The organism is Halobacteriovorax sp. BALOs_7 (assembly GCF_003612895.1).
Lineage (GTDB): Bacteria > Bdellovibrionota > Bacteriovoracia > Bacteriovoracales > Bacteriovoracaceae > Halobacteriovorax_A > Halobacteriovorax_A vibrionivorans.
Genome location: NZ_CP027772.1, coordinates 2,252,872 through 2,274,518 on the forward strand (window position 1 = coordinate 2,252,872; position 21,647 = coordinate 2,274,518).

Annotated in this window: 19 protein-coding genes; 7 read left to right on the plus strand and 12 right to left on the minus strand. The window is 35.1% G+C overall.

Going from position 1 to position 21,647, the window contains the following annotated elements:
• Window positions 1-57 precede the first annotated feature (57 nt).
• Together BALOs_RS10755 and BALOs_RS10760 are read right to left on the minus strand one after the other, a co-directional pair.
• The gene (locus BALOs_RS10755; RefSeq protein ID WP_120405171.1) at window positions 58-651 is read right to left on the minus strand and encodes an OmpW family protein; all 594 of its coding nucleotides are present in this window, start codon (window positions 649-651) and stop codon (window positions 58-60) included.
• A gap of 111 nt (window positions 652-762) precedes the next feature.
• Window positions 763-1,218 carry a hypothetical protein gene (locus tag BALOs_RS10760; protein WP_114705219.1) on the minus strand — a complete coding sequence of 152 codons (456 nt, stop codon included), beginning with the start codon at window positions 1,216-1,218 and terminating at the stop codon, window positions 763-765.
• A gap of 164 nt (window positions 1,219-1,382) precedes the next feature.
• On the opposite strand from BALOs_RS10760, the gene BALOs_RS10765 reads away from it, so the two are divergent.
• Together BALOs_RS10765 and BALOs_RS10770 are read left to right on the plus strand one after the other, a co-directional pair.
• Window positions 1,383-3,557: an OsmC domain/YcaO domain-containing protein gene (locus BALOs_RS10765; protein ID WP_120405172.1), complete on the plus strand. Its 2,175-nt coding sequence runs from the start codon at window positions 1,383-1,385 to the stop codon at window positions 3,555-3,557.
• Between the two features lie 45 nt (window positions 3,558-3,602).
• Complete coding sequence (locus BALOs_RS10770; RefSeq protein WP_120405173.1) at window positions 3,603-4,148, plus strand: glutathione peroxidase; 546 nt, start codon at window positions 3,603-3,605, stop codon at window positions 4,146-4,148.
• Between the two features lie 36 nt (window positions 4,149-4,184).
• Here BALOs_RS10770 and BALOs_RS10775 read toward each other — a convergent pair whose 3' ends face one another.
• Complete coding sequence (locus BALOs_RS10775) at window positions 4,185-4,400, minus strand: hypothetical protein (protein WP_120405174.1); 216 nt, start codon at window positions 4,398-4,400, stop codon at window positions 4,185-4,187.
• A 6-nt stretch (window positions 4,401-4,406) separates the two neighbouring features.
• Window positions 4,407-4,565: a hypothetical protein gene (locus BALOs_RS15230; protein ID WP_162929652.1), complete on the minus strand. Its 159-nt coding sequence runs from the start codon at window positions 4,563-4,565 to the stop codon at window positions 4,407-4,409.
• Between the two features lie 171 nt (window positions 4,566-4,736).
• Between BALOs_RS15230 and BALOs_RS10780 the strand changes: the two genes are divergently transcribed.
• The 4 genes from BALOs_RS10780 to BALOs_RS10795 all read left to right on the plus strand — a co-directional run bounded on the left by BALOs_RS10780 (window position 4,737) and on the right by BALOs_RS10795 (window position 8,027).
• Window positions 4,737-5,048 (plus strand): NGG1p interacting factor NIF3, encoded by a 312-nt coding sequence (locus BALOs_RS10780; protein ID WP_114705224.1) that lies wholly within the window; start codon window positions 4,737-4,739, stop codon window positions 5,046-5,048.
• Window positions 5,049-5,056: 8 nt separating this feature from the next.
• On the plus strand, window positions 5,057-5,404 hold the full coding sequence (locus BALOs_RS10785) for a 4a-hydroxytetrahydrobiopterin dehydratase (protein WP_120405175.1): 348 nt from the start codon (window positions 5,057-5,059) through the stop codon (window positions 5,402-5,404).
• A gap of 50 nt (window positions 5,405-5,454) precedes the next feature.
• Window positions 5,455-6,825 carry a family 14 glycosylhydrolase gene (locus BALOs_RS10790; protein ID WP_120405176.1) on the plus strand — a complete coding sequence of 457 codons (1,371 nt, stop codon included), beginning with the start codon at window positions 5,455-5,457 and terminating at the stop codon, window positions 6,823-6,825.
• Window positions 6,826-6,938: 113 nt separating this feature from the next.
• Window positions 6,939-8,027 carry a catalase gene (locus tag BALOs_RS10795; RefSeq protein WP_120405177.1) on the plus strand — a complete coding sequence of 363 codons (1,089 nt, stop codon included), beginning with the start codon at window positions 6,939-6,941 and terminating at the stop codon, window positions 8,025-8,027.
• 16 nt (window positions 8,028-8,043) lie between these two features.
• On the opposite strand, the gene BALOs_RS10800 is transcribed toward BALOs_RS10795, so the two are convergent.
• The 4 genes from BALOs_RS10800 to BALOs_RS10815 form a co-directional block, all read right to left on the minus strand.
• Window positions 8,044-10,728 (minus strand): hypothetical protein, encoded by a 2,685-nt coding sequence (locus BALOs_RS10800; RefSeq protein ID WP_120405178.1) that lies wholly within the window; start codon window positions 10,726-10,728, stop codon window positions 8,044-8,046.
• Entirely contained in the window at window positions 10,725-11,198 is a 474-nt protein-coding gene (locus BALOs_RS10805; RefSeq protein WP_120405179.1) for a hypothetical protein, read from the minus strand. The genes BALOs_RS10800 and BALOs_RS10805 overlap by 4 nt, the downstream gene beginning before the upstream one ends.
• 41 nt (window positions 11,199-11,239) lie before the next feature.
• Window positions 11,240-13,147 (minus strand): hypothetical protein, encoded by a 1,908-nt coding sequence (locus BALOs_RS10810; protein ID WP_120405180.1) that lies wholly within the window; start codon window positions 13,145-13,147, stop codon window positions 11,240-11,242.
• Between the two features lie 93 nt (window positions 13,148-13,240).
• Window positions 13,241-13,867, minus strand: a complete 627-nt coding sequence (locus BALOs_RS10815) for a hypothetical protein (protein WP_120405181.1) — start codon at window positions 13,865-13,867, stop codon at window positions 13,241-13,243.
• A gap of 181 nt (window positions 13,868-14,048) precedes the next feature.
• On the opposite strand from BALOs_RS10815, the gene BALOs_RS10820 reads away from it, so the two are divergent.
• Entirely contained in the window at window positions 14,049-15,209 is a 1,161-nt protein-coding gene (locus BALOs_RS10820; protein ID WP_162929653.1) for a PAS domain-containing sensor histidine kinase, read from the plus strand.
• Window position 15,210: 1 nt separating this feature from the next.
• Here BALOs_RS10820 and BALOs_RS10825 read toward each other — a convergent pair whose 3' ends face one another.
• The 4 genes from BALOs_RS10825 to BALOs_RS10840 form a co-directional block, all read right to left on the minus strand.
• Complete coding sequence (locus tag BALOs_RS10825; RefSeq protein WP_114705234.1) at window positions 15,211-16,128, minus strand: universal stress protein; 918 nt, start codon at window positions 16,126-16,128, stop codon at window positions 15,211-15,213.
• A 72-nt stretch (window positions 16,129-16,200) separates the two neighbouring features.
• Window positions 16,201-17,040: a methyltransferase domain-containing protein gene (locus BALOs_RS10830; RefSeq protein WP_114705235.1), complete on the minus strand. Its 840-nt coding sequence runs from the start codon at window positions 17,038-17,040 to the stop codon at window positions 16,201-16,203.
• Between the two features lie 66 nt (window positions 17,041-17,106).
• Window positions 17,107-20,982: a hydantoinase B/oxoprolinase family protein gene (locus BALOs_RS10835; protein WP_120405183.1), complete on the minus strand. Its 3,876-nt coding sequence runs from the start codon at window positions 20,980-20,982 to the stop codon at window positions 17,107-17,109.
• 55 nt (window positions 20,983-21,037) lie between these two features.
• Entirely contained in the window at window positions 21,038-21,439 is a 402-nt protein-coding gene (locus BALOs_RS10840; RefSeq protein WP_114705237.1) for a hypothetical protein, read from the minus strand.
• Window positions 21,440-21,647: the final 208 nt, after the last annotated feature.

Below are 21,647 nucleotides of genomic sequence, written 5' to 3' on the forward strand. Positions count from 1 at the left end.
AAAAGGACAAGTTAAAAAAGAGAAGGTGGCCAAGTGTTACGGCCACCCTTCAAGAAACTAGAATCTAAAACCAATACCGATCCCTACAAGTAAAGGGTCGATATCAACTTCAGCATTCACAACGCCAGATCCTGTATCAACAGTTGCATCAGCTTGTAAGTAAAGCTTTTTCACATCAAGGTTGAGATATAAATTCTGAGCAACTTTGATATCAGTTCCTAGTTGTAAGGCATATCCAAATGCATCATCATACTTTGTCGAGACCATATCTCCCGGTACCTCTCCATAAAAGATAGTATAGTTGATACCAGCACCTACATATGGTTTGAAGTCTCCAAATTCCATATGGTATTGCGCTAATAAAGTTGGAGGTAGTAAAGAAACGCTACCAAGGCTTCCTGTTCCATTGAGGTTTACATCATGAGTTGCTGTTGCAAGAATTAACTCAAGTGCAAAATTTTGATTGAAGAAGTAAGAGAAGTCGATCTCTGGAACTGATTCATTATTAATTGCAATATTACCACCGATATTGTCTGAAACATCAGGGGTTACGCTTAAGGCCCTTACACGAACCATTGAATTCCCCTCTGCAAATGAGAAAGAACTAAACATTAGAAAAAATAAAATTGAAACGATTGATGTTTTTTTCACAAAAACTCCTTTGAAATTTCTATGAATTAAAAATATCAAAGGAGATTTTAAAATATTATGAGTTAGATCAGAGTAATAAAAAAAAGCCTACAAAGTAGGCTTAATTTTATTTTAGTAGTGGAATCCCCACTTTTTCATAAAGTCATGGTCGCTTTCATCAAAGAATGGCCACCAACCTTGTGAACCTAAGTGCTCACCTGTTTCGAAATCAATAGTGTGGTTAATCCAACCAGTTGGCTCTGGGCCAACGAAACGACGAAGAACAATTCTACCATCTACAATGTAGTCTGAACGATGGTAAGTAACAGTAAAAACTGAGCCATCATCTTTCTTTCTAAAAAATCTAATAACTTCACGATCTGTTAAGTCATCACTAAGAAGCCACATAACAGTTGTATCACCAAAGTCTTTGGCCTTATACCAACCACCAACTAGGTAATCGTGTTCCATATTTGATACCATTGAGCGAAACTCTTGGTATTCATTCATAAGAGTCTTAGCGTCTGGATTACTATAACCAAATACTAAAGCAGGCAACATTGCCAGCATCAAAACGAGTGATTTCATTTAATTCTCCTTTAAATTAGCGAAAGACATATTCGCAATAAAAACCATCGATGACAAGATTTTGCAAGTTAAGAAAAGTCAAAAAGTCGTCAATTATACAGTAAAACTTATAGGAATATGCGTAAATAGCTGTAAATCACCTTAAATACTGCTATATCTGCCTTATGCAAGTAAACGTAAGATACCTCGATAATTTAAAAATTGAAGCCAGTTTCGATGATTTTAAAATCATCTCTGATCAGCCTGTGCGCTACAAGGGAGATGGTACAGCTCCTGGCCCTTATGACTATTTCCTGGCCTCTTCGGCCATGTGTGCAGCTTATTTTGCAAAGGTCTATTGTAAAAGCAGAGATATCCCTACAGAGGATATTCGCATAAGTCAGCAAAATATAGTGGACCCTGATAATCGCTACAAGCAATCATTTGTTATACATGCCGAGCTTCCTGCTTCAATATCTGAAAAAGATAAGAAAGGGATTCTTGCTTCAATGAATCGATGTACTGTTAAGCGAGTTATTCAAAATGAAATTGATTTTAAGATAGAAGCAAAAGAAATACTTGGTAACGATGTCAAACTTGACTACGAAGTAAATGAAACCAAGACGATGATTCCAGGTAAAGATTGTTCTTTAGAAGAAACAATAAAGAATATGACAGGACTTCTAGCAAACCTGGGAATTCAAATTGAAATTGCATCATGGAGAAACCAAGTTCCTCATGTTTGGTCAGTTCACATTCGCGATGCTGACTCTCCGATGTGTTTTACAAATGGAAAAGGTGCCACAAAAGATGCGGCCCTTGCTTCTGCTCTAGGTGAATATCTAGAGCGTATTAGCACGAATTATTTCTACAGCGATTATTACCTTGGTGAAGATATCGCTAATGCAGAATTTGTTCATTACCCAAATGAGAAATGGTTTGAGATTCCAAATGATGAGTCTATTCCGACTGGATTAATGGATGAGACACTTCTTAATGCTTACGATAACGGTGGCGAGCTTAGGGCCTCAAATTTAATTGATACAAATTCAGGAAATAAAGAGCGTGGAATCTGTGCACTACCTTTTGAGCGTCAATCTGATGGCCAAACGGTTTACATACCGGCCAACCTCATTGCGAATTTATTTGTAAGTAATGGAATGAGTGCTGGAAATACAAAATATGAAGCTCGTGTACAATGTCTTTCAGAAATTTTTGAAAGAGCTGTAAAAAATCAAATTATTACAGAAGAGATCACACTACCGGATGTTCCAAAAAGTGTTTTAGAAAAGTATCCAACAATACTTGAAGGGATTAACAAACTTGAAGAAGCTGGTTTTCCAATTGTTGTAAAAGATGCTTCTTTAGGTGGTAAGTTTCCTGTCATGTGTGTAACTCTCATGAATCCAAGAAATGGAGGTGTATTTGCATCCTTTGGTGCTCACCCACGTTTTGAAGTGGCACTTGAAAGAAGCCTGACAGAACTTCTACAAGGTCGAAGCTTTGAAGGTATGAATGACACATTCCCTCCAACATTTAATGAATTTGCTATTCGTGAACACAATAATATTGTTGATCACTTTATTGATTCAACAGGAGTTATCTCTTGGCGCTTCTTTGGTGCTAGGCCACAATACGAATTTAATGAATGGAACTTTTCTGGTTCGACTCAAGAAGAATACCAATATCTAATGGGAATCTTAGAAGAGCTAGGTAAAGAAGTTTATATAGCAGATTATAACGAGTTAGGAGCAAGTGCTTGTCGTATTCTTGTTCCAGAATACTCTGAAATTTATCAACCAGAAGATCTGATTTGGGACAACCATAATCAAGCACTAGACTTCAGAGAAGATATTTTAAATCTCCACTCTTTAAACAATGAAGACCTAAGTTCACTAATTGAACGACTTGAAGACAGTGAGCTTGATAATTACATGCCAATTTCTGAGTTAATCGGAGTTGCATTTGATGAAAGTACTGTATGGGGACAATTAGTTATTGGAGAACTCAAGGCACTTGGTTATCTTGCTCTACAAAATTATGAAGAAGCTAAGCATCTCGTCGAAATGCTTGGTACATTCAACGATAATACAATAGAAAGAAGACGCTTTTATCAGGCTCTCAATAATGCACTTGATATAGAACTGGCAGATGATCTTGAAATAGCGGATTATCTTGAAAGCTTCACTAAGATGTATGGCCCTGAATTAATGGAGCGAGTAACTAAGACATTAACCCTAGAGAATCGCTTTGATGGCCTAACTCAGACAAATTCTAGTCTTGTAGGTATTGATAAGCATCTAAAGTTAATTGAAAGTTATAAAAAGCTACAAATGGCACGCCACTACTTTTCTAAATAAATCTTTATGGTAACCTCTATTAGTTAAAACTATGGAGGTTATCACATGAGTACAAATATAAATGAAATTAAATTTAAAGATGGAAAAGGCCTAGATAAAACAATTAAGGACTTTGATGCTAAGGCATATCTTGTAGTCAATGTTGCTTCAAAATGTGGACTTACACCACAATACGAAGGGCTACAAAAACTATATTCTGAATACCAAGATAAAGGACTTGAAATTCTTGCTTTTCCAGCAAATGAGTTCTTACAACAAGAGCCAGGTACTAATGAAGAAATTCAAAACTTCTGTTCAATGGAGTACAACGTAACATTTCCAGTGAATGAAAAGATTGTTGTTAAAGGAGAAGGTCAACACCCACTCTATCAAGCTTTAACAGAAGGGAAAAAAGAGGCAGTAAGAAATGACAAACCAGACTTTGAGCAATTACTTACAAGCAAAGGTCTTATCTCAGGACAAGCTCATGATATACATTGGAACTTTGAAAAATTCCTTTTAAACGAAAATGGAGAAATTGTTGAAAGGTACTTTCCTGACATTGATCCAAGAGATGAAAAAATCACTTCAAAAATCAAAGAACTTATTTAATAAGAAAGGACCTGCTTTAGGCAGGTCCTATATTTATTACCAATCTAGTGAACTTCTATCACAAGTTACAATATAGCCTGTAGTCCCAACTTGATGAGTCGGCCCAAAAATAATCTGTACTCCGTTAAAGTCTTGTTGTGAAGAAACCTGAATCCCTTGATCTTTATAATTTGTTGTAAAAGATGCTTGTGGACCAGAAGCTTTATCGACAAGAGCAACTTTAAACTCAATATTATCTACAACAGTACTCATTAGATTCTAACGACTAGAATTGTCTCTTTTCATTTCAAATTCCTCACCAAAAACAGTGTCATCTGAGTACTTTGAAACATTACAAGTGTAATCTGGAAAATCAACATTTGAAGCAAATGCAGAATAAGAAATTAAAGTGGCAATTAAAATTAGAATGTTTTTCATATATCCCCCTAGTTAAGATGAAATTAAATCATCATTAAGATTAATTTTTATTTTTTCTTGGGGAGTAATTGTTGAGAGTCATTTATATCAAGAATTAGATTAATTAGTAGATATCAAGTATATTTTATAGAGTACTGTTAAGTTTTTGATCAAAAAAAAAGTGAGTTAATAATGAAAAAACTAGTATTTTTTGTTCCTGTAGATGACGCACAAGAAGTAAAAGAGGCCATCTTTAATGCCGGTGCTGGAACCATTGGCAACTATGACAAATGTTCATTTGAGACAGAAGGTATCGGTCAATTTCGTCCAAATAATCAAGCAAATCCCCATATTGGCGAATCCGGAATTATTGAAAAAGTAAGAGAACTTAAGGTGGAAACGATTTGTCCTGATGATAAAGTTAAAGAAGTAATTAAGGCGTTAAGAACGGCCCATCCATATGAGGAGCCAGCAATCGACCTTTATGAACTAGTAAATTTTTAGGAGGAAATATGACTTCATTGAATGAGAAAACATGTATACCTTGCCAAGGAGGAGTACCTCCCCTACCTCTTGAGGAAAAACTAAGCCTTAAAGAGCAAATCGACAAACGTTGGAGCTTCACTAATGATAAAACAAGGCTGACTCTTGAAGTTGATTGCGAAAAGTTTGACCAACCAATGAAAATTGCAAATGAAATCGCAAAGGTTGCAGATGAACAATGGCATCATCCTGACCTACACGTAAGTTTTGGAAAACTGAAGGTTGATCTTTGGACACATAAAATTGATGACTTAGTGGAAAGTGATTTTATATTTGCAGCAAAAGTGGACGATATCTTAAAGTCTAATAATCTATAAAAAATTCAAAACATCTATTATTTAGGGAGAAGTATAGCTATAAGTAAGACATGAAATCTAAAGCTTTACTCTCCCTCTTTCTAACATTGTATTGTTTAACGACTTCCGCAAAAGTATTCAATGTCATGGCCCCTTTAATCATAGGTGATCCAAATAACTTGTCGTCTGAATATTCAAAAGCTGAGTTACGAAAATTTCAAGATCAATTAAATGAAATAAAGTCCCTAGGAGCAACAGGAGTTAGTACTGATATCTGGTGGGGACTAATAGAAAAAGAAGATAATAAATTCAATTGGCAATACTATCAAGTGCTGAGTGATCTTATTATAGACGCTGGCCTAAAGTGGGTACCGATTCTATCATTCCATCAATGTGGTGGTAACGTTGGTGATACATGTGATGTACCAATCCCAAATTGGTTATGGCAAAAGTATGGTACGAGTGCCATGTCTAAAAGTGAGCAAGGAAACTTTTCAAAAGAATATCTATCTGTTTGGTCTACCCACAAAGCGATCAATGATTTTTATGAGGTCATGGGCTCATTTAAAATGAACTTTTCACATAAGATGAAAGATATATATGAAATTAATGTAAGCCTTGGCCCTGCCGGTGAGCTTCGCTATCCTTCATATAATTCACACGATAATGGATCAGGTTATCCAACACGTGGAGCGCTTCAAGCCTATTCTGAGCTAGCAATAGAAAGCTTTAGAAACTACGTTAGAAATAAGTATTCTAATATTGATACTGTAAACTTCATGTGGGGCTTTAATCTATCTTCTTTCAAAGAAGTTGCACCTCCTAATCCTTTCTTCTTTTTTCCAGCTCAAGAACAACACACTAATTATGGTAAGGACTTTTATAATTGGTATTCTAAAAGTTTACGAGAGCATGGAAAGAGAATTCTTGGAGCGGCCATTGATACCTTTAGATCAGAGGCACATATTCAATTAGGCTTTAAAGTACCAGGAATACACTGGCGAGTTGCACCAGGTGCTGATCGATTGGCAGAGCTTAATGCAGGACTGATATCAACTGATCAAGATATCTTTAGTGATAAAACAGGACATGGTTATAATAGAATCATCGGTATTATCAATGAACTTAGAAAAGAGAAGGACTTTCATCAATTAAATTTTCATTTTACTTGTTTAGAAATGAATAATCTTGAAGGTCCAACAAATGCACAAAGCTATGCGAAGGCATTAGTATTCTGGGTTGCTCAGGAAGCACAAAGACAAGGCGTACGTATCTTAGGAGAAAATGCTCTAGCAGTCACTCTCCACGATCACAAAGCTTGGGATAATATTGCAGATGCACTTTACTTTGGAAACTATGATGGAGTTACCTTTTTACGAATGGGTACGATCCTTAGCAGTCAGCTAGCAAAAGACAGATTTAGACAAATGACAAAACAATAATTACAGATACTTATATAGAAATCACTCACCAAAAAGGTAATTTTACCGCATTTAATGGTCCTTGGAGTATTTAGTAATTAAGGTAAAATAATTTAGGAACAAGTGAGGGGTTTATGAAGAGTTTAAAGATTGTAGCTTTGTTAAGCTTAATAATTTCATGTCAAAATCAAAAGAGTGAACGACAAGTTGCCTCTGTCAATGCACTTCAACCAAAAGTAGAACAAGGTGAAGTCTGGGGACAAGATGAAGTAGCAAATATGAGTCGTGTCGGTGAGATTTTCAAAGAAACACTAATCGAAGCAACAGGAAATAATAAAATCATGAAAAGGGATGCTCATCCAAAACATCATGGTTGTGTAAAATCAGAACTTACAATTGATAATTCTAAACTACCTCAAAAACTAAGAGTTGGCCTATTTGAAGAAAATAGAAAATATCAAAGTATTATTCGCTTCTCTAATGGAGAGCCTGATCCTTCAAAAGCAGATATCGAAAAAGATATTCGAGGTATGGCCGTAAAAATAATCGGCGTTCCCTATCAAAACTATCTTCAAGATATTGGTCTTGAAGGAAATAAGAATATCCACGATCTAGTTATGATGAATGCTGATAGTTTTTTCATTGCAAATCCTAAAAAATATGAAAAATTCATGGAAGCAACACAAGGACGATTTGGTGTTATTGCATACTTACTGACTCATTGGGGATCACTTAAGAGAATAATGAAGGCTCGAGTTGAAGTCTCAAATCCACTTGATATCGACTACTCTTCAGCAACACCTTATAAACTAGGTAGTACCAGCATGAAAATGAGTTTTAAATCATGTCGTAAGAACAAGGATACGATCCCAGACAATCCTAGTCATGATTACTTAGGAGAGCGCTTAGCAAGAACTCTTAAGAGTGAACAAGGTTGTTTTGACTTCTATATTCAACCAAATAAAGATCCAAAAAAGAATAATATCGAAAATGCAATGCTATCGTGGGATGAGAAGAAATCACCACAAATTAAGGTTGGACGCCTAATCGTAAATAGGCAGCATAGAGTTCGTGACGAAATGAGAATGTCAGCATGTGAGAATATGACCTTTAATCCATGGCGAGCACCAGAAGTTAATCGACCATTAGGAGGCGTAAATAGAATTCGTCTTGAGGTCTATTTGAATCAGTCAAAATTAAGACATGACTATAACGGGATATAGGATTCTATATCCCCTTTTAAATCCCATCATAGAAGCGTGAGACCCTTGCCATCTTTGCCCATTCAGAAAGAGTCATTTGAACGGCCATCTCGACATCTTCTTTTTCAAAGGACTCACCTTTTCTTTTCATCTCTATTAATTCACGATCAATTTTTCCCATTTCATCAATAAAGTACTGTCTTGCTTCAACGATCTGTTTCTTATCTTCTGAAGTAAGCTCTCTAAATGTTCCTCTTTGATAATCAAAGTAGCGTCCCTCTTCAAATCGATTTAGAGCGATCGATGCTGTTACAACATCAGACCTCAATCGATTTAAGAAAGGATCGCTAACAATCCCCTTAAGGTCATTGTCGATCATATCTTCATTTACACGAACGATAGGCATATTTGAACGAGTCACTTCGTTTGGTAAGCTTTCCCATTTAAACTCTTGCACTGTCGTTGTAATTTTTCTCATATGGTCACCAAGAATATCCAACTTACGCGTTGTATCTCTAAGTTCAAGACCAATTTTAGTATGATTTTCTATTGGTGATTTACCGTAGAGATTTCCACGAATCCCCATTGAAAAGAATTTATGACTTTGTAATGAAATACTAGATAAAGATGATGGTAAGGTATTATTAACACTAGCACGTGCTCGTTTTGGAGCATCTGAATCAAAATGAGCAACACTTGTTAAATAGTTCCCATGAAGTCCTTCTTCCATTCCTTTTAAGTATAAATAATCATTTGCTTGTTTTGACCATAACTGAAAACGGTCAAAATGTTTATAATCTTTAGGCATATCAAATACAACATGAGTATGAAATGAATGTCTTTCACCTGTAAATTTCGAAACTTCAGAAACTTCATCAAGAGTACGTTCTAAATTAATTTCATATTTCTTATTAGCTATTTCCCAAGTATAGCTCTTATCAGAGGAATCATGCCCTAACTCTTGTGAATAACCACCAATGTATTTAGGCTTAAACTCTGTTCCAGTTATACGGTTTTCAGATACTGAATCTTTCTTAACATTAGTAGCATCTTTTATTCTTTTTAATCTTTCGTCACTCGGTATCTGAAGCCATTCTTCATCACTAATGCCAGTTGTCTTAAACCATAAAGTAATATCTTCAATATTACTTTCTTTTTCAAACGAGAATGTAACGAGAGTTCCAGGTGGCCCCCTAATTGGTCTTACATTTTTAAAATATTCATTTCGGGCCATGAGGTAGCGAAGAGAATCGCTATTCTTTTCAACACCATCTTTTAATAAGAAGTCATATAAATAGAGAGCATGCGCATTTGATTTAACCCACTGATCAAACTTCTTAAATTTTTGAGCACTACTTGATGACTTAACGATATTTGAATAAAGAGATAGAACATCACTATATGCATCCCCATCATTAAGTGAAGAGACTAATGAGCGAGGATTTCTAATATCAGAAATGTCTTCCCCAAGTCTTTGTGCATATGCTTTAAATTTCTGTTGCTCGTCTTTATTAAGGCCATTGATCATTTGTCCTAATTGATTTTTTTGAGATTCATTGAGCTCGTGTGTCCCCTTTATCCCAAGTGAATTGTAATATGAATCATCTTGAAAATTAAAACGTCTTCCATTTAAACGATCGATTGCCGCAATTATTCTTTTACGATCTACATTATTTATACTCTCGTTAATAATCTTACCTGTATCTATATCTAGATATGAAATTGATAATTCATTTCCATTATCAGATTTGATAACAGGGTTAGCAAACTTACGAATTTTATTTTCTTTAGAGCGAATAGCGACTAATTGGATTCCTTGACCGATTTGAGGAGCAGAAAGAAAATCATGTTTTTCTTCTTTTATAATCTCTTCTAACTTAGCTGATATAGCTCTTGTATTTGAGTTGCGAGCCTCTTCTGGACTTAGGGCCCTAGCGGCTTTCTTTTTCGCTAGATCTTCATCCGATACAATTGATGATTGTGGCTTCTTTGTATGTTCTGAAACGACCTCTTTAAGTCGTTTTACCATCTTTGGACCTTTAAAGATCAACGCCACAGCAGCGGCAGGAGGCATAATAACCTCACCAACGATCTCACATACTCTTGCCTGTCTTGCTTTTTGATTATAACAACCTAATGTATAGTAGGTATCTTTAATCATATCAGAGATGGCATCCATCCCCATCTTCATAATGTCTTTAGCAACAAGAAGTGATGCATCCACATCATCGCCTGTTTCTTCATAAGCTTTATCAAATTCAATAGCTAAGTAATTCTTAAAAGAATCATAGTATTCACCGAGGGCCTCATTCTTTTCTTGTCGTAATTCAGAATCAAACACATAACCAAGGCTTCCTTTTATCATTTCAACAACAAATTCAAAAAGGTTCACGAGTGAGCGCCAAAGTCCTCGAAAACAATTATATATGAAAGAAAAACTTGTAATATCGATTTCATTTTCATCGATACTTTCACAAGTTATCTTCTCGTCTTCTTCAACATCTTTACATGCATCGCTATTTTTAACGACCTCACAAAAACTTTGAAATGTATCTTCAGATAAAGGTCCTTTAACTGAGCTTTCAGAACTACAACTAATATAGTCATAAGTATCAGTTACTGAGCCAAAAGATCTAAATTGATCAATTATGTCACTATTACTAAATGCTAGGACATTAAAACTTAGAAAAAGAATAATAATAGAACTTAATAGTTTTCTCATTTACGACTCTCCCACTTAAGAGTCGATTGAAAAAAGCTACTTATTACTTCTTTGTTTAACTTGTCTTTATCAAGAGAAGTAATGAGACTAATAACACGTTTATCATTTAAAAAAGTGTGTCTTTCATAAAAATAATTTTTAAGACCTTTACGATCAATATAATAACCAGAAATTGTTAACTCATCATTCTGCCACTTATATTCAAAAGCATTCCAATCACTAATCCCTAAAAACTTCATTCCATTTCGCTTTTTCTTCTCAAGTGACTTAACAAATTTGTCGCGCTTATCAATATTAGCTAAAAATGATTTTGATGATTTTAAAACTTGAGTTGATCCTCTAATACTTTTTGTTTGGGTACTCTTCCAAATCGTCGTATTTCCAATTTCACGCTTTGGTTGCCATATAATTTTTAAAGCAAACGTCTGAAATAGAATGAAAAATAATAATAAGCACTTAGGGAATCTCATACCTATCTCATCGGCTATTATGAGTTAATACTTGAGGAATATTAAGGCCTTATCTCTAGAACAACATCTCGATCGAGGTCTTTTACTCGATTAAAATTGATGCCACGTTTTTTTAGAATTCTCTCATATAAACGCTCATGGGCCTTTGATGTGAATATATAAATTCCATCCAGAGAATCATCTGCATCCATTGAAGTGATTAATTGGCTTAGTAATTCTTCGCTTAATTTGCGATCTCCTTTTTTATCATCAACAGTAAAACGAACCGCTTCTGCAACCTTTCGCCCAGGACGACGATCGACCTTTACCCCTGTTGCTTTTTCAAAGGGCATTAATTCATCAGCTTTTGAAGATGTTACAAAGGCCAGTCCACCTCTCATGGAATCAGCTGCCCCTTTTTCTGTACTAATAATCAAAGTGGTTCGATCTTCCATTTGTCGACTACTTTGAATGAAGTCTTTTACTTCATTTTCAGAGAGGTTTAATCTTCGCTGATAAGTATCTGAAACAAAATTCCAATAATTTGAACTCATTGTCCTAACTTCTTTATTTGAACTATTAAGATTTAGAACATAATAATCACCCTTCTCAATAGAAAGCTTATATCCTGCATCTCCAAATACTTCATTATCGATTGGCTTCTTTCTAAGATAAAAGCTAAGCTCATCCATTGTCTTAACATGGAAAAGACGGGAATTTGGATCATATTTCTTTGATAATTCAAAGGCCTGCTTAATTGGACCTAAAGATGAAAGACCACTTAGAGCTGTACTCACGGAAGTTAAGAGAATCTCTTGGCTTAGCTCCTCAGAACACTCTGTATATTTTTGATAATAAGTATGTTGCTTAGACTTTATAAAATTATTTAATAGAGATTCACATTGTTCTTTTTTCTTAGGTATTGCAACGAGATCTTTTGCAAAAAAAGTTGCACTAGAGAGTCCTGTCGTTGCTTTTGTAATTGAAGCATAGATTTCTTCTCTCATTCCCCACTTTGCTAATCCTAGGCCACGAAGCCCCCAAACACTTAATCTAAAGGCAGGGCCTGCAACAAAAGGAGCAACAAACATTCCAATCTCAAGGCCTAATTCCTTTATTTTCTGATCAGTTAAGTAACTTTTATTCCTCTCATAAAGACTGCACGCTAGACTTGGCTCTTTCATAACCTCTTTTCGCCAATCTAATGTTGATAAAATAGAGGAAGTTGTATCATCAACGACATCATTGCCATTTATAATATCAAAGAGGACTTTAATTCTCTCTTTTTGTAATTCCTCATTAACTTCTTCGTTGATAGCAAAGTCATATTGTCTTTGCTCAGGAGAAAATCGCGTATTAATCTCCCTTATTTGATCTTGAGCACCAGATAAATAATCAGAGTATGTTTTGACCAGTGCGGATTTAAGATCTCCCTCATCTTTACTTTTAATGATATTTTCAATTTCTGGCCCTGCTAAAATGGGGCGTTTAGAAAGTAGTAAAATCTTTAGCTTTTGAAGTTTTTTTAAATGCTCTTCATTTTCAATTCGCATCTTTGGACTACAGACTCTAAAGCAGATATTTAATTTATCTGAGACGATTTCAATTTGCTTGGTAATTTCTTTTAACTTTAAATAATCACTTTCAATATCTTTGAATTCATTTATATACCATTGCCTACTTTCATCCTCTTCGACAAAGTCATTACGTAAAAAGCGCAACATCCCTTTGTTATTGTCTATTTCAGCTTGAAGAAGGTCTTTTTTCTCTTCTACTTTTTCAATAATCCAATGCCAACGACGTAATGAATTTTCACTAATCTCTTTAGGAAGGATTGATTTGGGAATTTCAAGAGTTGAACAACTTGGATCTTCTAAACGAAGAGAATTACATAATTCCTCAATAGACTCTGCCCTAGTTACGATACTCGCAACAAGAGCAATAAAAATGATAATCCCCTCTAATCTCATAGGGTTCTTATCGGTTATATTGAAAATAAATCAAGAGAATATATAGAAGGATTCTTTGCGCGCCACATATTTTCGATAGCTTACATTATCTAGTTATTTATAAATCAACCTCTTCTTTGTCAGGCGAATTAGGCGATAAAGAGAAGTAAACTTCTCTTTTCCCTTACGCTGGCAAAGCTGATCATCATTTGAAGCAATTTCTACGACTGCTCTTCTAACCTGCTCATAAGAAAAATCAGTATTTTTATATTTACGATTAACTCTTTCAACAAAAGTATTAAAAAGATTTTCTTCTCGCTTATATTTATTTTCTTGAAGTTGCAGAACTTCTTCTTCTATCTTTGAATCAATATCCTGATTTGCAAATTCATGCTCTTCTACTTCAGACATTTTTAAAACAATATAAGCACCTATAATTCCCTTTTCGTTCTTTAAAAGATCGAAGAAGGCGGCCACAGTTGATATAGATAAGACAACAGGAATAGAACCTGGAACGAAAGCAACAATAAAAGCCGCAGCAGGTTTACCAATGACTTTAGATAGCCAATAAAAACCCTTAAGTTTGTATACCCAGCCTTCATCATTTTCCACAGACTCTTTAGGATAAAATGTCTCTATTTTATCTTGGTACTGCTTTATACACTTATACTCAGTACTTGCTTGTACAGGTACACTTAGTATAAAGACGCTTAATAATATTATTGAAATAACCTTTCTCATTGAAAATAATCTAGCATATCAAAGCGTATTACTTAGATATACTCGCGATTTCATGAAATTATTATGTGAAAAATATTTAGACAACAAGCTTGATTATTTCACTAAAAAACTAAGAAACTTAAGCTAAGCCTTTGTTTTTAATTAACTTAGCTAACTACACTTCTAAACCGAAGATTAGCTCGTGGTACAAAAAATTAACTTAGATATTCTTCTTGAAAGTATCGATGGCATAGCCTACCGGTGTCGCAATGATAAATATTGGACTATGGAGTTCATTACCTCTGGTATTGAAAGAATCACTGGCTATACACAAGATGAGATCTTAAACAATGCCAAGATTTCTTTTGATGATATTACTCTTAAAGAAGATAAACTAATCGTTAGACAGACTGTTGATGAGGCCCTTGAAGCTCATAACTACTACACAACAGAATATAGAGTTAGACACAAGGATGGGAGGATTATCTACTTATGGGAGCAAGGTGTTGGCGTTTATGACGGCGATAAAATTATTGCTCTAGAAGGATATATCTGTGATATCACAGCTCAAAAGCAGACAGAAATAGAACTTAAAGAAAAAGTGCAACAACAGGCGATGGAATTATTAAGAGAGAAAGAAAAGGAGATTGAGCGCACTAATTACTTAAGAATATTAGAGTTAATAAAGTCAATGGCACATGAATTAAGAAACCCTTTAAACCTCTCAATAAATTCAACTCATCTACTTGAAGAAGAAATTAAAAAGATAAGGCCAGATAATACAAAAGCACAACGCGTTCTATCAATATTAGAGGGTTCAAATAATCGAATTAATGAAATTGTTGAAACCATAGAGCTGACTTTTCGATCAGCAACACATAAGAGAGGAAAGCAAGAGCTTTATGATTTAATTTTAGAAAGCACATCTCATTTTCATAAAAAGATAAAAAAACATGGAATTCAAATAAAGATTGATGAAGGTGTAAAAGATTATATGATATTGGCAACAAAGGAAAACTTCATACAATCATTGAAAAATATAATTAAAAACTCGATTTCTGCAGTTAAAAAAAATAATGATAAATCTCGCAAGAAAATAGAGATATATGCCAGTATAGATTCTAAAAACAATTTGCGATTAACAATAAAAGACTTTGGTATCGGTATATCTAAAGAGTACTTAGATATGATAACACTCCCCTTCATATCAACAATAACAAGGAGTAAAGGAAGTGGACTAGGACTTAGTGTTGCAAAATATCTTCTACAAGATGATAATTTTGAACTAAGTTTTAATAGCAAAGAAAATGCATGGACAGAAGCCTATATAAGTATACCAGAGAATAACTGGGCCAAGATATAAACTATTCGACTTTTAAAAGAAGAAGGTTACTACTTACATTCTTCATAATATCCAATGAGACACTTCCAATTGATAAGTGCTCAAACGTATAGTGCTGAGGCTTTATAATAACCAGATCAGAGTTTTCTTTTTGCACAATTTCTTCTACACGCTTAGCTGCATCTTCGTTTAGTACCATCTCCAAAGAATACGAACACTCGATATTGGCATCCTTCATAATTTTGTGTGCTTTCTGTAATTCTTTTTCTGCTTTACTGCGCATATCAGATAATTCGCTTGTTAAAATTTCTCGAGGATAAGGCTCATTGGAAAAAAGCTCTAGACTATACCCCACAAAGTTAATTGGGACGACACAATCCATATGGACCTTTGCTTCATTACATTTGGCGATGTGAATAACTTTTGCTAAATCGTCTTCATCTAAAGGTGTATAAGGTATTAAATAAGTAAGGTGAGAATAATTCTCTACGGCCTTCTTACTTACGAGAACATCTTTTTTTACATGGAATAAAGACTTTTCTGCAAATGTATTTAAAAAGAAGCGATGAAAACCACCATGATGAGTAATTCCTATTGCCATCATTTCTAGATCAACATGCTCTGTTAGATGCTCAATTCCTTCATTGATTGAGCCTTCAAAGTTTTCAAAATCAACCTTTTCTTTTTCAATCCCTACTCTTGCTAACGCCTTATTGGCCATATCTAGAACAGTAGCTTCAATATCTTTATTCCAAATAGGATCTTTAATATAGCGAGGCTTAACAGTAAGAGGATGAAATTGTTTATTTAACTGAGGAGTCATTGTATCGATATGATAAATTTTGGGTTTAAGACCGAGACTACTCGCAAAGGAGTATCCAGACTTAAGGTTATTATCTGAGCCTTCATAGAGATCTGAACAGATTAGCATTTCTTTCATATTTCCTCCGAAGAATATAACATACTCATTTTATTTTCATCGAAGAATTTAAGATACTTAATTTAAGTTAGCTTATAGAGTTTGGTAGATATTTACGACTCGACCTTCTTGCTTATGACTGTCATTACCTTCAACAAGCTTTAGTCCATCAAGTTCATTTAATGCCGAAAGCATGATTTCATCCCAACCAGAAATAAAGAATAAATAAAACTTCTGGCCATCATCAATAAGGTTCTTAAAATGTCCGATTAAATGAGGAACATTTTCAGTACCAACAGAGTCATAAAGATAATAAGCATCATATCCGTGGAACGCTTGCGGATCTTCTAAAAAGTCACAAGTTTGAAATCTTACATTATCCAAAGAGAAGTATTTTGAGATTTCATTAGTAAACTTGACCCTTTCATCAACTAATTCTAATCCCAGATAATTTAATTCCTTCTTAACCTTCATGGCCAGATAAAATAGAGCTCTTCCAGAACCGGAGCCAAGATCACATAGGTTGCTAATACCATCAGTTGAATTAATGAAATTTACGAGAATATCCAGATCATCATAACAGGCAGTATAGACATGGTAGTTTTCGCCGAAGATAACATTGTCATCATCGCCGTTACACTCATTACCATCTTCATAGTCTTCAGGATAAAGCTCCTCAATACCAATGACTCTTAGAAGGCGATCTAAAATGAGATCACGAAAGCTTGGATCAAACTCCCCGGCAGCGATAACTTTTTGAACGAGTTCAACAATTTCCCCAACTAATGGGAAACTCAGTCCATCAAAATATCTCTCATTAAGAATAAGTGCATCTCTTCGATTAACTTTACAGATCTTGTTAAGAAACTTTGACTGCTTTTCAAATGGTTGTGACAGGACCTTAGTCCACTTCTTTTCAGGCTTTTGAAACATAAGTACTCATACCATTTTAAATGCCTTGATGCACCATTTAAATTTGCTCTTTCTAAATCCTATCTATTATAAGGCTTTTAAATACTTATTTAATGTTCCTAAATTATAGGCCCCACTATAAACAAGCCAGTGATAGATATTAGTTGGAGAAATATCCGGCTCCTTATCATTTACATCATAACAATAGACCTTAAGTTTTCGCCCATTATCATCAATTACTTCTCTTTGGATTCGAGTGTAATTATTCATACTACACTCTATTTCATCTAAAGTTGCTAGGTCATGATCATTTAAGCGATAGACAGCACCCCACATACTCTTTCCAGGGGCTTCATACATATCAGCAACGCCACCCTTTCTAACTTCAGAATAGGTTGTATAACGCAACTCATAGCCGTCTAATCTGGCCCTTGTTACAAATGAAGAACTAGGACATCTCTTTCTAATTTGAGAAATATCCATATTAGATCCAAATCCGAAAACAAGATGCTCTCCTTCATCAGGGGCCTTACCAAAGCCTCCTCCACCAGGAGTACAAACCATAAGTCGATCCATCTTCTCAACTTTAGTTTGAAAGCATTCTTCTAACTCAATAACTTCTCCGTTCTTTCTCTCTAGAATATTCTTCCCTCTTAGGCCATCTTCCCCACCATTTATTCCAGTAGGAGAGCTTAGCCTTCTTTGCGAGATCATACTTAAGTCACTGTCTTGTAGAAATAAGAGATGGCGATAGATTCCACTTCCTCCACGGAACTCTCCAATTCCACCACTTCCTTGTCTAATTCCCATCAATTCGATACGAACAGGTAAGCGACTCTCAAAGACTTCGGGATCAGTAAGAAGAGAATTGGTCATACCTACTTGAATAGCACTTGCACCATCTCCACTAGAACTTGCCCCGGCTCCTCCACCAAGAGTTTCGTAATATTGGTATTCTTCGTTACCAAAACTTAAATTATTCATTGTCCCTTGCCCATGTGCCTTAACACCAAGAGATTCAAAAATAAGATCACAAATAACTTGAGATGTTTCAACGTTACCTGCAACTACAGCACTTTCAATACTTGGATTTAGTAGAGATCCCTTAGGGATCTTTATGTCTAAGTATCTAGCAATACCATCATTAAGAGGGATCTCTTCCTTTATAAGACAACGTAGTGCAAATAAGATTGATGCTTTTACTACTGGCAGTGGCGTATTAAAGTTATGATCTCCGCAAGGAGATGTTCCAGTAAAATCAATCACTAACTTATCTTCATGGTGATTTGTCATTTTAACAGTAATTGATCTCTCATTAGTTATATTTGTATTAGAAGTACCTTCTTTAAATTTTTTAAGCACTTCAATAATCTTCTTATGTGAATAAGCTAAGATCGCTTCGGCCATTGCTAGAGTTTTTGCAGCACCATAAGAATCAACTAAAGAGTGAAGCTCTGTGCGTGCTTTTTGATTTGCCGCAAATTGGGCCTTAATATCATGAATATTTTGAATTGGTATTCGAGCAGGAAATTGTCCTTCTTTTAAAATCTTAGAAAGTTTCTCTTCTAAGAAGCGTCCTTTTTCAATAATTCTCTCAGGAGCAATAACAACACCTTCTTGAGACAATTTTGTGCTCTTTCCGGGCATTGATCCAGGACTTATTCCTCCGATATCAGCATGGTGTCCTCGGCTGGCCACATACATTGATAGCTTCCCTTCAAAGAATATCGGTGTAATAGCAGTAATGTCTGGCAAATGTGTACCGCCATAATTAGGATCATTACAAATAAATCCATCACCTTCATTGATATCATCGTTAAATTTTTCAGCGATGGCCTTAACAGCATCCCCCATAGATCCTAAATGAACTGGGATATGAGGCGCATTTGCTAATAGCTCTGCATCTTTTGTAAAAAGCGCACAAGAAAAATCATTACGTTCTTTAATCGTTATACTATGGGCCAAGTTTTGTAGAGTATGCCCCATTTGTTCGGCTATCGATTGAAATCTTTGATAGTAAATCTCTAGCTCTACTTTGGCGTCACGCTCTGAAATTTCATCCTGCTTTACATCTTCTTCTTTCGTAAGAATCCATTCACCATACTTGTTTTTAGAACCTCTCCATCCTTCATCAAAGACTAAGCAGGTATTATTTGCACTTAAAAGAGCTGGGCCTTCAATGTCATTAAGTGCCTCATCCTTTATTAACTCTTCACTATGTCCAGAAAGCCTCTCTCCAGTTGAGACGAGACTAACAACTTCTGCCTCTCCTTCAAATTCAACGCCAAAGAGCTTTTCATAGGCTTTTGAGAATTCGTTAGAGATAGCATTAAACTTTTCTGCTGATACATTAATTTCATAATCACTACCCTTTGCACGCATCAGTAGTTCATTTGTAAAACGATCAACATTATTTAAATTTTCTTCAATCTCTTTATGTAGTTCAGTGAATTTCTCTTTAATCTCTTCTTCATTTATCTTAGAAAAGTTTTTAGTATAAGCTTTCATGACACGAAAACTTTCATTTGCTGTCCCAATTCCATAAGCTGATAAAACACTTGAAAATGGATGAACAAAAATTTTCTTAATACCAATAGCGTCTGCAACTTTACATGCCATTTGTCCCGCAGCTCCACCAAAGCTCACCATTGTGAAATCTGCTGGATCTTCTCCCTTTTCAACTGAAACTTTTTTAATTGCACGTGCCATTGTTGAAGCGGCAACATCAAGAAATCCCTCTGCAACCTCTTTAGCATCCATTCCAGCCTCTTTAGCTAGCTTATTAAACTTCTCACTTACGATCTCTTCATCAAGAGCTTGATTGCGATTAGGTCCAAATATCTTTGGAAACTTATCCGCTTCAAGTCGTCCCAAAAAGAGGTTTGCATCAGTTACAGTTAATGGTCCTCCATTTCGATAACAAGCAGGACCTGGAAATGCCCCTGCTGACTCAGGTCCGACAGCAAATCGTCCTCCATCAAATTTTAATATTGATCCACCACCTGCTGCAACGGTATGAATATCAAGCATTGGTGCTAAAAGCTTAATTCCTAGAAAGTCAGGTTCATTATCAAGTTTGATCTCACCATCATAGATAGCAACATCAGTTGATGTACCACCCATATCAAAAGTGATGATCTTATTGATATCTCTCTTTACACTGCTTTTGATAGCACCGATTAAGCCACCAGCAGGCCCTGAAAGAAGAGTATTTTGTCCTTTTAAAGTCTTAGCATCACATAATCCACCATTTGATTGCATGTAAACAATATCAACACCGCCTAAGTCATCTTCTAACTCTTTTGTATAGATATCTAAAAGAGGAGTGAGATATGCATCCACTACAGATGTCTCAGCACGATATACATACTTTGAAATAGGGCTCGTTTCATGTGATAGACTTATATATTCAAAGCCAATTTTTTTTGCAATCTGGGCAACTTTTAACTCGTGCTCTGGATTTATACATGAATGCATAAGTGCAATAGCAACTGAGCGAAGGCCTTGCTCGTATAATCTCATTAATTCGAAATAGGCAATTTCCTCATCGAGTTTAGTGATGATATTTCCACTTGCATCTATTCTCTCTTTAATATTTACGACTGTTTTATAAAGAGGTTTTGCTTTTTTAATATCTAAGTCAAATAGGCGTGGACGATTTTGTCTTCTTATTTCAAGAAGATCTCTAAAGCCAAGAGTTGTAACAAGTGCACAATCAATACCGTCTCTTTCTAGGAATGCATTTGTTGCGACAGTAGTACCAAGTCTAACTTTATTAATTATTTTTGGTGAAAAATCATCTCCAAGAAGATTCTTTATACCTTGAACGACAGAAGATTTATAATGAGGAGATTTTGTGAGTAGTTTTTCCGTTTGGTAAGAGCCATTAGTATCGATGGCCACAATATCAGTGAAGGTTCCACCACAATCAATCCAAAAATCCCATTTATTATTTGTATCCATTCGTTTTAGCCTCCCGCTTTACTTCATTGTGCAGAAGGCTTAACGAGATTGCAAATTACTCACTATAGACGTTGTGCTTTATGTCAGCATTGTACTTACCACTATTTAAATTAATAAGAACAAAGACCGAATCCACACCATACCCACTGTGATATTCAGACTGAATACTAATATTATACGCGGCACAATCTTTGGCCTCTAAGCAGCTTCTAATTTCATGAATCTCAGACTTTTCAAGGTCTTGCTCAAATACACGATCTAAATATGAACTAAAAGAGCTCTGTGATAACTTAGAGAAGTTTGAACTAACATTTTGATATCCCGCTCTCCAAAGATACTTTCTTTCAACTTTTGCAATAAAAGAAACAATCTCTTCTTGCGCTGCCTGATCAAGAGCGGCCGAAGCAAAAACGAAGCTATTTAGCGCAATGGCCAATAATAAAAATACATTTTTCATAATTAACTCCTATTTTGTTAACCTTTTTGTTAACTACATTGACTTTTTATCAAGCAAAGACCGTTCTGAATATTAGAATAAAGACATGAGTCCTATACAATTATTATTAATCGCTATTATTTACCAAAAGTTAACAAAGCTTTAACGAGTACCCTATTTATTCAAATCAATAGATGCGTAATAATGTCATTCATATAAACCCATTAAC